At 59.6% G+C, this 13015-nt stretch carries 10 protein-coding genes; all 10 read left to right on the top strand.

The window, feature by feature from the left end:
* Window positions 1-34: 34 nt before the first annotated feature.
* The 10 genes from KGA96_RS05170 (at window position 35) to KGA96_RS05125 (ending at window position 13012) form a co-directional block, all read left to right on the top strand.
* Window positions 35-538: an OmpH family outer membrane protein gene (locus KGA96_RS05170; protein WP_046041136.1), complete on the top strand. Its 504-nt coding sequence runs from the start codon at window positions 35-37 to the stop codon at window positions 536-538.
* Window positions 539-541: 3 nt separating this feature from the next.
* Complete coding sequence (lpxD, locus tag KGA96_RS05165; protein WP_046041137.1) at window positions 542-1597, top strand: UDP-3-O-(3-hydroxymyristoyl)glucosamine N-acyltransferase; 1056 nt, start codon at window positions 542-544, stop codon at window positions 1595-1597.
* 108 nt (window positions 1598-1705) lie between these two features.
* A complete protein-coding gene (gene fabZ / locus KGA96_RS05160) occupies window positions 1706-2146 on the top strand; it encodes a 3-hydroxyacyl-ACP dehydratase FabZ (protein WP_007978374.1) in 441 nt (146 codons plus the stop codon).
* Window positions 2143-2919, top strand: a complete 777-nt coding sequence (gene lpxA, locus KGA96_RS05155) for an acyl-ACP--UDP-N-acetylglucosamine O-acyltransferase (RefSeq protein ID WP_046041139.1) — start codon at window positions 2143-2145, stop codon at window positions 2917-2919. The genes fabZ and lpxA overlap by 4 nt, the downstream gene beginning before the upstream one ends.
* Window positions 2920-2921: 2 nt before the next feature.
* Window positions 2922-4052: a lipid-A-disaccharide synthase gene (gene lpxB / locus KGA96_RS05150; protein ID WP_223511906.1), complete on the top strand. Its 1131-nt coding sequence runs from the start codon at window positions 2922-2924 to the stop codon at window positions 4050-4052.
* A gap of 11 nt (window positions 4053-4063) precedes the next feature.
* Entirely contained in the window at window positions 4064-4690 is a 627-nt protein-coding gene (gene rnhB, locus KGA96_RS05145; RefSeq protein WP_046041144.1) for a ribonuclease HII, read from the top strand.
* Window positions 4691-5035: 345 nt separating this feature from the next.
* The gene (dnaE, locus tag KGA96_RS05140; protein ID WP_046041145.1) at window positions 5036-8557 is read left to right on the top strand and encodes a DNA polymerase III subunit alpha; all 3522 of its coding nucleotides are present in this window, start codon (window positions 5036-5038) and stop codon (window positions 8555-8557) included.
* A 139-nt stretch (window positions 8558-8696) separates the two neighbouring features.
* The gene (locus KGA96_RS05135) at window positions 8697-9644 is read left to right on the top strand and encodes an acetyl-CoA carboxylase carboxyltransferase subunit alpha (protein WP_223511904.1); all 948 of its coding nucleotides are present in this window, start codon (window positions 8697-8699) and stop codon (window positions 9642-9644) included.
* A 133-nt stretch (window positions 9645-9777) separates the two neighbouring features.
* Window positions 9778-11106, top strand: a complete 1329-nt coding sequence (gene tilS, locus KGA96_RS05130; RefSeq protein WP_223511902.1) for a tRNA lysidine(34) synthetase TilS — start codon at window positions 9778-9780, stop codon at window positions 11104-11106.
* A gap of 274 nt (window positions 11107-11380) precedes the next feature.
* The gene (locus KGA96_RS05125) at window positions 11381-13012 is read left to right on the top strand and encodes a CTP synthase (protein WP_046041149.1); all 1632 of its coding nucleotides are present in this window, start codon (window positions 11381-11383) and stop codon (window positions 13010-13012) included.
* Window positions 13013-13015: the final 3 nt, after the last annotated feature.

Raw genomic sequence — 13015 nt, 5'->3', positions numbered from 1 at the left:
AAAATAACGACAATGGCTTTTGTAGGAGTGCATCGTGCGTAAGTTGACTCAATTGGTTCTCCTGGCGACCGTACTGGTAGCAGGTCCGGCGTTCGCCGACATGAAAATTGCTGTTCTGAACTATCAGATGGCTTTGCTGGAGTCCGACGCGGCCAAGAAATACGCCGTGGATGCCGAGAAGAAGTTCGGTCCTCAGCTGACCAAGCTCAAGGCGCTGGAAACCAGCGCCAAGGGCATTCAGGACCGCCTGATGGCCGGTGGCGACAAAATGCAGCAGGGCGAGCGCGAGCGTCTGGAGCTTGAATTCAAGCAAAAGGCCCGTGACTTCCAGTTCCAGTCCAAGGAACTGAACGAAGCCAAAGCCGTTGCCGACCGTGAAATGCTGAAGCAGCTCAAGCCGAAACTGGACAGCGCTGTGGAAGAAGTCATCAAGAAAGGTGCTTTTGACCTGGTCTTCGAGCGTGGCGCAGTGATTGATGTCAAGCCTCAGTACGACATCACTCGCCAGGTTATCGAGCGCATGAATCAGCTGAAGTAACCCATGACCGTGACCATTAAGCTCGGCCAACTGGCCGAGTTCCTCGGCGCCACCCTACGTGGCGACCCCGAGAAAGCAATTACTGGGCTAGCCACCTTGCAGGAGGCTGGCCCAGCTCAGTTGAGCTTTCTTGCAAACCCCCAATACCGTAAGTACCTGGCAGGCAGTCAGGCTGCAGCCCTGTTGCTCAAAGCCGCTGACGCCGAAGGTCATTGCGGGGATGTGCTGGTGGTACCGGATCCGTACGCAGCCTACGCACGTGTTTCTCACCTGTTCGATCCCAAGCCCAAGGCCACAGTCGGGATTCATCCGACGGCGGTGATCGCGGCGGATGCGGTTGTCGACCCTGCGGCGAGTATCGGCGCTTTTGTGGTGATCGAAAGCGGAGCGCAGGTGGCAGCCGGTACGACTGTCGGCGCGCATTGCTTCATTGGTGCTCGCAGCGTGGTGGGTGAGGGTGGCTGGCTCGCGCCGCGGGTGACCTTGTATCACGACGTTCGCGTCGGCAAGCGGGTTGTCATTCAGTCGGGTGCAGTGCTCGGCGGCGAAGGCTTCGGCTTTGCCAATGAGAAGGGTATCTGGCAGAAAATCGCCCAGATCGGTGGTGTGCTGATCGGCGATGATGTTGAAATCGGCGTGAACACGGCTATAGATCGCGGTGCGTTGGCCGATACCGTCATCGGTAACGGCGTGAAGCTCGATAACCAGATTCAGATTGCCCACAACGTTCAAGTGGGGGATCACACCGCCATGGCGGCGTGCGTCGGGATCTCCGGCAGTACCAAAATCGGCAAGCATTGCATGCTCGCCGGTGGTGTAGGGCTGGTGGGACACATCGACATTTGTGACAACGTTTTCATTACCGGGATGACCATGGTGACCCACTCGATTACCGAGCCAGGCGCCTATTCTTCCGGTACAGCCATGCAGCCGGCTGCCGAGTGGCGCAAAAGCGCGGCACGTATTCGTCAGCTCGATGACATCGCGCGACGTCTGCGCCAGCTGGAAAAGCAAGTAGGGGAAGTGACCCCTGACGGTAATGCTTCATCAGATGGCTGATACCATTTCCATATCAAGTGTGCACAGCCGCTAGACTGCCTCCTTGATTTGCTAGAGGGGTGCGCGTCAGTCGCGCGCTCCCAATCTTTACATAGGCTTCCCCCCGAAATGATGGACATCAACGAGATTCGCGAATACCTGCCTCACCGTTACCCGTTCCTGCTGGTGGACCGTGTAGTGGAGCTGGATGTTGAAGGCAAGCGCATTCGTGCCTACAAGAATGTCAGCATCAACGAACCGTTCTTCAACGGTCACTTCCCTGCGCATCCAATCATGCCGGGCGTATTGATCATCGAGGCAATGGCTCAGGCTGCCGGGATCCTTGGTTTCAAAATGCTCGACGTGAAACCGGCCGACGGCACGCTCTATTACTTCGTCGGTTCCGACAAGCTGCGCTTCCGCCAGCCGGTATTGCCGGGCGATCAGTTGATCCTTGAAGCCAAGTTCATCAGCTGCAAGCGTCAGATCTGGAAATTCGAATGCCAGGCTTCGGTCGATGGCAAGCCTGTCTGCTCGGCTGAAATCATCTGTGCGGAACGCAAGCTATGAGTTTGATTGACCCTCGTGCAATCATCGATCCGACAGCCGTTCTGGCTGACGGCGTCGAGGTCGGCCCGTGGTCGATCGTCGGCGCAGGTGTGGAAATCGGCGAGGGGACAGTCATCGGGCCACACGTGATTCTCAAGGGCCCGACCCGAATAGGTAAGCACAATCGCATCTACCAGTTTTCCTCGGTGGGCGAAGACACACCCGACCTGAAGTACAAGGGCGAGGAAACCCGCCTGGTGATCGGTGATCACAACGTCATCCGTGAAGGCGTGACGATTCACCGTGGCACCATCCAGGACCGTTCGGAAACGACCCTGGGCGATCACAACCTAATCATGGCCTATGCCCACATCGGCCACGACAGCGTCATTGGCAACCACTGCATCCTGGTGAACAACACCGCACTGGCGGGCCATGTGCATGTGGAAGACTGGGCGATCCTCTCCGGTTTTACCCTGGTTCACCAGTATTGCCACATTGGCGCCCACAGCTTCTCAGGCATGGGTACGGCGATCGGCAAGGATGTTCCTGCGTATGTCACGGTGTTCGGTAACCCTGCCGAAGCCCGTAGCATGAACTTCGAGGGCATGCGCCGTCGGGGCTTTAGCGAAGATGCGATCCACGCGCTGCGTCGTGCCTACAAGGTGGTGTACCGCCAGGGCCTGACCGTGGAACAGGCGCTCGTCGAACTGGCCGAGCCTTCTGCGCAGTTCCCGGAAGTAGCGGTGTTCCGCGACTCCATCCAGTCTTCGACCCGCGGCATCACCCGCTAATCATGGCCAATCTGCGTATTGCGCTGGTAGCAGGTGAGGCTTCCGGTGACATTCTGGGTGCGGGTCTCATGCGCGCGCTCAAGGCTCGTCACCCTGCTGTCGAGTTCATCGGTGTTGGTGGTCCGTTGATGCAGGCTGAAGGCCTGACCCCGTATTTCCCGATGGAACGTCTGTCCGTCATGGGGCTGGTGGAAGTCCTGGGCCGCCTGCGCGAGTTGCTGGCGCGGCGCAAAAAACTGGTCGCGGACCTGATCGATGCGAAGCCTGATGTGTTCATCGGTATCGATGCGCCGGACTTCAACCTCAATATCGAACTCAAGCTGCGCCAGGCCGGGATCAAGACCGTGCATTACGTCAGCCCGTCAGTCTGGGCCTGGCGGCAGAAACGCGTGCTGAAGATTCGCGAAGGCTGCGACCTGATGCTCACGCTGTTCCCGTTCGAAGCCAGATTCTACGAAGAGAAAGGCGTGCCGGTGCGATTCGTCGGCCATACCCTGGCCGATGCCATTCCACTCCAGGCCGATCGCGCTGCTGCGCGGGCCGAACTCGGTTTGCCCGACGGGCCGCTGGTGGCGTTGATGCCCGGTAGCCGTGGCGGTGAAGTTGGCCGGCTCGGTGCGTTGTTTCTCGATACGGCCCAGCGCCTGCGGGCAATGCGTCCGGGTGTGCGGTTTGTCATGCCCTGCGCCAGTCCTCAGCGCCGGACCCAGATCGAAGAACTGTTGGCCGGTCGCGATCTGCCGCTGACCTTGCTCGATGGCAAATCTCATCTGGCCTTGGCCGCGTGCGATGCGGTGTTGATTGCCTCCGGCACCGCAACGCTTGAAGCGCTGTTGTACAAGCGACCGATGGTGGTCGCCTACCGCCTGGCGCCGCTGACGTTCTGGATTCTCAAACGCATGGTGAAAAGCCCCTACATTTCGTTGCCGAACCTGTTGGCCCAGCGTCTGTTGGTGCCCGAGCTATTGCAGGACGATGCGACGGTCGAAGCGCTGGCCCAGACCTTGTCGCCGCTGATCGACGGTGGGGAAGAGCAGACCCGCGGTTTTGACGAGATTCACCGGACCCTGCGTCTGGATGCCTCCAACCAGGCTGCGGACGCAGTGCTGAACCTGATCGGCCAAGTAAAATGAGTAAAACGAATATGCAGATGGGGCTGGATTTCACCTTGGTCGCTGAAGTCGAAGAGTTGGTTGCCGGCGTCGATGAAGTCGGTCGCGGCCCGCTCTGTGGCGCGGTGGTGACAGCGGCAGTGATCCTTGATCCGAGCCGCCCGATCCTCGGCCTGAACGACTCGAAGAAACTCACCGAAGCCCGCCGTGAAAAGCTCTACGACGAAATCTGCGAAAAAGCCCTGAGCTGGTGCATCGCTCGCGCTGAAGTCGAAGAAATCGACGAACTGAATATCCTGCACGCCACCATGCTGGCCATGCAGCGCGCGGTCGCGGGGCTGCACGTTCAGCCGAAGCTGGCGATGATTGACGGCAACCGTTGCCCGAAACTGCCGATGCGCTCCGAAGCCGTGGTCAAGGGCGATAGCAAGGTCCCCGCCATCGCTGCCGCATCGATTCTGGCCAAGGTCAGCCGTGATCGTGAAATGGCTGCGTTCGAGTTGATCTACCCGGGTTACGGCATCGGCGGGCATAAAGGCTATCCGACACCCGTTCATCTGGAAGCGCTCGCCCGTCTTGGGCCGACCCCGATTCACCGGCGTTCGTTTGCTCCGGTGCGTCTGGCGTATGAGGCGCGGGAAAGCCTGATCGAGAATTAGGGGGCGTTCTCAACTAGTTTCCCCACCGCGCCGGGCCTGCTCTTGTGCAGGGCAAGGCGCGAGAAGCGTAGTTTGGTCATTCCAAATAAGCTTCGAGCAACGCAGCCCTGCACAAGAGCAGGCCCGGCCCTTCGGGTTGTGCCTTAAAGCGGGCCAGGCTGCGTTGCAGGCCTTGGAAAGGGAGCAACCATTCCCAGCGGCCTGCGCCTTGCCTGGCCCGCTTTAAGGCGACAACGCGGTGGGGAAACTAGTTGAGAACGCCCCCTGATCGCGAGGCTGATTTTTTTTACCAAGGCCCGGTACAATCCGGGCCTTGTTGTCTTCATGTTTATAGACAGGATCACTATGCCGGCTTCATTCGTTCACCTACGCCTGCACACTGAATACTCCCTGGTCGACGGTCTGGTGCGGATCAAACCGCTGGTCAAGACCCTGGTCGGCATGAACATGCCTGCCGTAGCGGTCACCGACCAGAACAACATGTGTTCCCTGGTCAAATTCTATAAAAACGCCATGGGTGCCGGGATCAAGCCGATCTGCGGCGCCGACCTGTGGCTGTCGAACAAGGATCCGGACAACCCCCTGAGCCGGATCAGCCTGCTGGTGATGAACGCCGAAGGCTATCGCAACCTTACCGAGCTGATTTCCCGCGGCTTCATCGACGGTCAGCGTAACGGCGCGGTCATCATCGAACGCGAATGGGTTGCTGAAGCCAACTCAGGCTTGATCATGCTGTCGGCGGCCAAAGAAGGTGAGATCGGCCAGGCCATGCTCAGCGGCAACCCCGCCGAAGCCGAAACCCTGGCTCGCGAATGGATGGAAGTGTTTCCGGATCGTTTCTATCTGGAAATCCAGCGCACCAATCGCCCCAACGATGAAGAACAACTGCACGGCGCCGTGGCTCTGGCCGAGAAGCTCGGTGCGCCGCTGGTGGCGACCAACGATGTGCGCTTCATCAAGCAGGAAGACTTCGCCGCCCACGAAACCCGTGTGTGCATCGGTGAGGGCCGAGCCCTCGACGACCCGCGGCGCTCGAAGAATTACAGCGATCAGCAGTACCTCAAAAGCGCCGATGAAATGGCCGAGCTGTTCAGCGATATTCCCGAAGCGCTGGAAAACACCGTCGAAATCGCTAAGCGCTGCAACATCGAAGTGAAGCTGGGCACGCACTTCCTGCCCAACTTCCCGATCCCCGATGGCATGACCATCGACGAGTACTTCCGCAAGGTGTCCTTCGACGGTCTGGAGGAGCGGCTTAGCGTTCTGCTGCCCAAAGACACCACCGAAGACTACGAAGCCAAGCGTCAGGTCTATGTCGACCGGCTGAATTTCGAGCTGGGTATCATCATCCAGATGGGGTTCCCCGGTTACTTCCTGATCGTGATGGACTTTATTCAGTGGGCCAAGAGCAACGGCGTACCGGTGGGCCCTGGCCGTGGATCGGGTGCCGGATCGCTGGTGGCCTACGTACAGAAGATCACCGACCTCGATCCGCTGGAATATGACCTGCTGTTCGAACGATTCCTCAACCCGGAACGGGTATCCATGCCCGACTTCGACGTCGACTTCTGCATGGACGGTCGCGACCGGGTAATCGACTACGTGGCCGAGAAGTACGGCCGCAACGCCGTGAGCCAGATCATCACCTTCGGTTCCATGGCGGCAAAGGCTGTGGTCCGCGACGTGGCGCGGGTGCAGGGCAAGTCCTATGGCCTGGCGGATCGCCTGTCGAAGATGATTCCGTTCGAAGTCGGCATGACCCTGGAAAAGGCCTACGAGCAGGAAGAGATCCTGCGCGACTTCATCAAGGTCGATGAAGAGGCCGCGGAAATCTGGGAGATGGCCCGCAAGCTCGAAGGCGTTGTGCGTAACGTCGGCAAGCACGCCGGTGGTGTGGTTATCGCGCCGACCAAGCTGACCGACTTCTCGCCGATCTATTGCGACGAGGCCGGTGATGGCCTGGTAACCCAGTTCGACAAGGACGACGTCGAGGCGGCCGGCCTTGTGAAGTTCGACTTCCTCGGTCTGCGGACCCTGACGATCATTGACTGGGCGCTGAAAACCATCAACCGCGACCGCGCCAAGGTCAACGAACCGCCGCTGGATATCGCGTTCATCCCGCTGGATGACAAACCGACCTACACCTTGCTGCAAAAAGCCGAAACCACGGCGGTGTTCCAGCTTGAATCCCGGGGCATGAAGGAGCTGATCAAAAAGCTCAAGCCCGACTGCCTGGAAGACTTGATCGCACTGGTGGCACTGTTCCGTCCGGGCCCGCTGCAATCGGGCATGGTGGACGACTTCATCAACCGTAAGCACGGTCGTGCCGAGCTGGCGTATCCGCACTCGGACTACCAGTACGAAGGCCTCAAGCCGGTACTGGCACCGACTTACGGCATCATCCTGTATCAGGAACAGGTGATGCAGATTGCCCAGGTCATGGCCGGCTACACCCTCGGTGGTGCGGACATGCTGCGTCGAGCCATGGGTAAGAAAAAACCCGAGGAAATGGCCAAGCAGCGTGGCGGTTTCATTGAAGGTTGCGCCACCAACAATATCGATGCCGACCTCGCCGGTAACATTTTCGACCTGGTGGAAAAATTCGCCGGTTACGGCTTCAACAAATCCCACTCCGCCGCCTACGGCCTGGTGTCGTACCAGACCGCATGGCTGAAGGCGCACTACCCGGCGCCGTTCATGGCCGCGGTACTCTCGGCGGATATGCACAACACCGACAAGGTCGTGACCTTGATCGAAGAAGTGCGGACCATGAAGCTGCGTCTCGACGCGCCGGACGTGAACACGTCCGAATTCAAGTTCACGGTGAACGACGAAGGCCGGATCATTTACGGCCTGGGCGCCATCAAGGGCGTGGGTGAGGGCCCGGTCGAGGCGATCACCGAAGCGCGTCTGGCCGGTCCGTTCAAGGATCTGTTCGATTTTTGCGCACGGGTCGACCTCAAGCGCATCAACAAGCGCACCCTCGACGGTTTGATCCGCAGCGGTGCCCTGGATCGCCTCGGGCCGTATTTCCACGATGAGCAGAAAGCCTACCAGGCCAACATCGACCGCAATCGCGCGGTGCTGCTGACGGCCATGGAAGAAGCGATCAAGGCGGCCGAACAGACCGCGCGCACCCAGGACAGCGGTCACTCCGACCTGTTTGGCGGTCTGTTTGTCGAAGAAGACGCCGACGTCTACGCCAATCACCGCAAGGCCAAGGAGCTGACCCTCAAGGAGCGCCTGAAAGGGGAGAAAGATACCCTCGGCCTGTACCTGACCGGTCACCCGATTGACGAATACGAAGGTGAAATCCGTCGCTTCGCCCGCCAGCGCATCATCGATCTGAAACCGGCGCGTGATACCCAGACGGTTGCCGGGATGATCATCGCCTTGCGGGTGATGAAGAACAAAAAGGGCGACAAGATGGGGTTCATCACCCTCGACGACCGCTCCGGACGGATCGAGGCCTCGCTGTTTTCCGAGGCGTTCCATTCCGCGCAGTCGCTGTTGCAGACCGACGCGATGGTGGTGGTCGAAGGCGAAGTCAGCAACGACGACTTCTCCGGTGGCCTGAAATTGCGGGTCAAGCGGGTGATGAGCATGGAAGATGCGCGCACCAATCTGGCCGAAAGCCTGCGCCTGAAGTTGCATGCCAAGGACCTCAAGGGCGATCAGCTACGCTGGCTGGGTGAACTGTTGAAGCGTCACCGCGGCGCGTGCCCGGTCACCATGGACTACACCAGCCCCGATGCGAAGGCCATGTTGCAGTTCGGCGAAGGCTGGCGAATCGATCCGGCGGATGCGTTGATTCAAGCCCTGCGTGACCAGTTCGGGCGAGACAACGTCTTCCTCCAATACCGTTGACGGTCAGTGCTATCAGATTGCCCTGACCTTGACCTGAATTTTTAATCTCGACCTCAACGCGCCTGTCCCTTAAGGTAGGGCGCGAATAGACAACCGGCCGGCCCAAGAACCCTTGGGACTCGACCCAAGACGGACGCCTATGAACCCGAATTTTCTAGATTTCGAACAGCCGATCGCCGACCTGCAAGCCAAGATCGAAGAGTTGCGCTTGGTCGGTAATGACAATTCGCTGAATATCGGCGATGAGATCTCCCGCCTGCAGGACAAGAGCAAAACGCTGACCGAAGACATCTTCGGCAAGCTGACCAGCTGGCAGATCGCACGTCTGGCGCGTCACCCGAAACGTCCGTATACCCTGGACTACATCGAACATATTTTCACCGAGTTCGACGAACTGCACGGTGATCGTCACTTCTCGGACGACGCTGCCATCGTTGGCGGTATTGCCCGTCTGGACGACAAGCCGGTGATGATCATCGGTCACCAGAAAGGCCGTGAAGTGCGCGAGAAAGTTCGCCGCAACTTCGGCATGCCGCGTCCGGAAGGCTACCGCAAGGCTTGCCGCCTGATGGAAATGGCCGAACGTTTCAAAATGCCGATCCTGACCTTCATCGACACTCCGGGCGCTTACCCTGGCATCGACGCTGAAGAGCGTAACCAGAGCGAGGCGATCGCCTGGAACCTGCGTGTCATGGCCCGCCTGAAAACCCCAATCATCGCCACCGTGATCGGTGAGGGTGGTTCCGGTGGTGCGTTGGCGATCGGTGTCTGCGACCAGTTGAACATGCTGCAATACTCGACCTACGCGGTGATTTCGCCGGAAGGTTGCGCTTCGATTCTGTGGAAAACCGCCGAGAAAGCACCGGATGCCGCAGAAGCGATGGGCATCACCGCCGAGCGCCTCAAAGGCCTGGGCATCGTGGACAAGGTGATTGGCGAGCCACTGGGCGGCGCGCACCGCAACCCGGCCGCCACAGCCGCATCGATCCGTGCCGAGCTGAGCTCGCAACTGGCGATGCTGAAGAAGTTCGATAACGACGCGCTGCTCAAGCGCCGCTACGATCGGCTGATGAGCTACGGTCTCTAAGCCGAACACGCAGCGCCCATGTGGGAGCGAGCCTGCTCGCGAAAGCGGTATAACAGCCAACGATTGTGTTGAATGTTGAGCCGTCTTCGCGAGCAGGCTCGCTCCCACATTTGATTTGTGCAAGGTGATGGATATGAGACGGTCCAATATTGATCTGCCCGCCAGACTCTTGTTGAATCTTGTCTCGTGGCGCAATGCCGCCACTTGGCACATCGCCTTCTCCGGCGGCCTGGACTCCACTGTCCTGCTGCACCTTCTGGCAACACTCTCCAAAACCGAATCCCTGCCGGCGCTCAACGCCATCCATGTTCATCACGGCCTTCAGGCTGTGGCCGATGCGTGGCCGGAACATTGTCGTTCCGTGTGCGCTGCGCTGGGCGTTCCGCTGCAAGTGGTTCGTGTGCAGGTGCAACCGGGTGCCAGCCTTGAACGTGCGGCCCGGGATGCGCGGTATCACGCCTTCACTGAAGCCCTTCAGGCCAGCGAAGTGCTGCTGACGGCCCAGCACCGCGACGATCAGGCGGAAACCCTGTTGTTTCGTTTGTTGCGCGGAGCGGGCGTACGCGGATTGTCCGGGATGCCGCGTCAGCGCCCGTTGGGCAAGGGGCATTTGTTGCGGCCATTGCTTGATGTCACGCGGGCTGAACTGGAGGCTTATGCCAGTGCGCATGGCTTGAGCTGGATCGAAGATCCCTCGAACCAGGATCGGCAGTACTCGCGCAATTACCTGCGGCATCAAGTCTTGCCCGTACTGGTCCAGCGCTGGCCGCAAGCGGTGGCGACCATGGCCCGCAGTGCGGCGCATCTGACTGAAGCGCAGGGGCTGCTCGAAGAGCTGGCGGATATGGATTTGCGTGAGGCCAGCTCTGCCAGTGAGTTCGACTGGCTGGGCTTGCGATCCCTCGAGCTGGCACCGCTTGCGCAATTGTCTGATGCCCGGCAGCGCAATGCCTTGAGTCATTGGCTCGAACCGCTGACCCGCCTGCCGGATACTGACCATTGGTCGGGTTGGGATAATCTGCGCGACGCCACCGGCGATGCCTGCCCGGTATGGCGGTTGGCCGATGGCGAACTGCATCGGGCGGGCGGACGGATCTGGTGGCTGTCCGGCCGCTGGCTGCGGCCACTGCCCGGCGCCGGGGCGTGGCTGGATCCGGCGTCACCACTGTCTATCCCGGGCAACGGCGTGCTTTCGCTCACCGGGCAAATCCCCGATGGCCCGCTGCATATCCGCTATCGTGAAGGGGGAGAGGTCATGGCATTGCCAGGCCGCGGCCATCGGGACCTGAAACGTTTGCTCAATGAAAGCGCTGTACCGTCCTTCGTACGCGGCAGATTGCCGCTGCTCTACAAAGACGGGCAACTGCTGGCGGTAGCGAACCTCAAGGGGCTCGATGGCGGTGCGCTCGGCGACTGGCATTTGCATTGGCAGCCACTGAACGAAGATCAAGGTTTGAGCTGAAAGGGGCTTTCCGGTAGACTACGCTCCCTTCTTGATACAACTTCTGTGGATTCGCCTGAATTGCAGGAGTTGCCGATTACCAAGCAGTCTTTGCTGGGCGATTCCAAAAAATGTGTAGCGAGCAACGAACCGGTGTTTCATTTTCCGGTCTGTCACAACGCGGCGGTTTTTTTGAAAGGTGCACTGTGATTAATGCAGGTGATCGGGGGCTTCGGCCTTCCTTCGCTTTCCCCGGCGGCTCGGACCGCTTTAACGCAGACTTCTAGGGTTTTTCATGACGCGCTACATATTCGTCACGGGCGGTGTTGTTTCTTCATTGGGGAAAGGCATTGCATCGGCATCATTGGCGGCCATCCTGGAGGCGCGGGGACTTAAGGTCACCATGCTGAAGCTGGACCCGTACATCAACGTCGACCCGGGCACCATGAGCCCGTTCCAGCACGGTGAAGTGTTCGTCACTCACGACGGCGCCGAGACCGACCTGGACCTGGGCCACTACGAGCGGTTCATCCGCACGACCATGACCCAGAACAACAACTTCACCACCGGCCGTGTCTACGAACACGTCCTGCGCAAGGAGCGCCGTGGTGACTACCTGGGCGCAACCATCCAGGTGATCCCGCACATCACCGACGAAATCAAGCGCCGCATCATCAAGGGTGCTGGCGACGCTGACGTGGCAATGGTCGAGATCGGCGGCACCGTGGGTGACATCGAGTCGCAACCGTTCCTCGAAGCCATCCGCCAGCTGCGTTTCGAAGTCGGCGCCAAGCGCGCGATGCTGATGCACCTGACACTGGTGCCGTACATCGCCACTGCCGGCGAAACCAAGACCAAGCCAACCCAGCACTCGGTGAAGGAACTGCGTTCCATCGGCCTGCAACCGGACGTGCTGGTCTGCCGCTCCGATCACCCGATCGATATTTCCTCGCGTCGCAAGATCGCGCAGTTCACCAACGTTGAAGAACGTGCGGTGATCGCGCTGGAAGACGCCGATACCATCTACAAGATCCCGGGCATCCTGCACTCCCAGGGCCTGGACGATTTCGTCGTCGAGCGTTTCGGCCTGCAATGCGGCGGTGCCGATCTGTCCGAGTGGGAAGCCGTGGTCGACGCCAAGCTCAACCCTGAGCACGAAGTCACCATCGCCATGGTCGGCAAATACATGGAGCTGCTGGACGCCTACAAGTCGCTGATCGAAGCGATGAGTCACGCCGGCATCAGCAACCGTACCAAGGTCAACCTGCGCTACATCGATTCCGAAGACATCGAGAACCAGGGCACCGCGCTGCTGGAAGGCGTCGACGCTATCCTGGTACCAGGCGGCTTCGGTCTGCGTGGTGTTGAAGGCAAGATCACTGCCGTTCAATACGCTCGCGAAAACAAGGTTCCGTACCTGGGTATCTGCCTGGGCATGCAAGTGGCCGTTATCGAGTTCGCACGTAACGTGATGGGCTGGAAAGACGCCAACTCCACCGAGTTCGATCGTGCTAGCGGTCACCCGGTCGTGGGCCTGATCACCGAGTGGGAAGATGCCACCGGCGCAGTCGAAACCCGTACCGAAACCTCCGATCTGGGCGGCACCATGCGCCTCGGCGCTCAGGATTGTCTGCTTGAGCCAGGCTCTCTGGTGCACGATTGCTACGCCAAGGACGTGATCGTCGAGCGTCACCGTCATCGCTATGAAGTGAACAACAACCTGCTGCCGCAAATCATGGAAGCTGGTTTGAAAATCTCCGGTCGTTCCGGTGATGGCGCACTGGTTGAGGTGGTTGAAGCACCGGATCATCCATGGTTCGTCGCTTGCCAGTTCCACCCTGAGTTCACCTCGACGCCACGCGACGGTCACCCGCTGTTCAGCGGTTTCGTCAAGGCAGCGTTGACTCAACACCAGAAGAAGGCGTAACTC

The organism is Pseudomonas sp. GL-R-26, assembly GCF_019947365.1.
Lineage (GTDB): Bacteria > Pseudomonadota > Gammaproteobacteria > Pseudomonadales > Pseudomonadaceae > Aquipseudomonas.
The sequence above is the reverse complement of the archived record's forward strand: the minus strand, read 5'-3'. Positions and strand labels throughout refer to the sequence as shown.

Excerpts from the sequence above, each read along its gene's own strand:
- lpxD (WP_046041137.1), top strand. The coding sequence starts at position 542 with ATGACCGTGACCATTAAGCTCGGCCAACTGGCCGAGTTCCTCGGCGCC.
- fabZ (WP_007978374.1), top strand. The coding sequence starts at position 1,706 with ATGATGGACATCAACGAGATTCGCGAATACCTGCCTCACCGTTACCCG.
- lpxA (WP_046041139.1), top strand. The coding sequence starts at position 2,143 with ATGAGTTTGATTGACCCTCGTGCAATCATCGATCCGACAGCCGTTCTG.
- lpxB (WP_223511906.1), top strand. The coding sequence starts at position 2,922 with ATGGCCAATCTGCGTATTGCGCTGGTAGCAGGTGAGGCTTCCGGTGAC.
- rnhB (WP_046041144.1), top strand. The coding sequence starts at position 4,064 with ATGCAGATGGGGCTGGATTTCACCTTGGTCGCTGAAGTCGAAGAGTTG.
- dnaE (WP_046041145.1), top strand. The coding sequence starts at position 5,036 with ATGCCGGCTTCATTCGTTCACCTACGCCTGCACACTGAATACTCCCTG.
- KGA96_RS05135 (WP_223511904.1), top strand. The coding sequence starts at position 8,697 with ATGAACCCGAATTTTCTAGATTTCGAACAGCCGATCGCCGACCTGCAA.
- tilS (WP_223511902.1), top strand. The coding sequence starts at position 9,778 with ATGAGACGGTCCAATATTGATCTGCCCGCCAGACTCTTGTTGAATCTT.
- KGA96_RS05125 (WP_046041149.1), top strand. The coding sequence starts at position 11,381 with ATGACGCGCTACATATTCGTCACGGGCGGTGTTGTTTCTTCATTGGGG.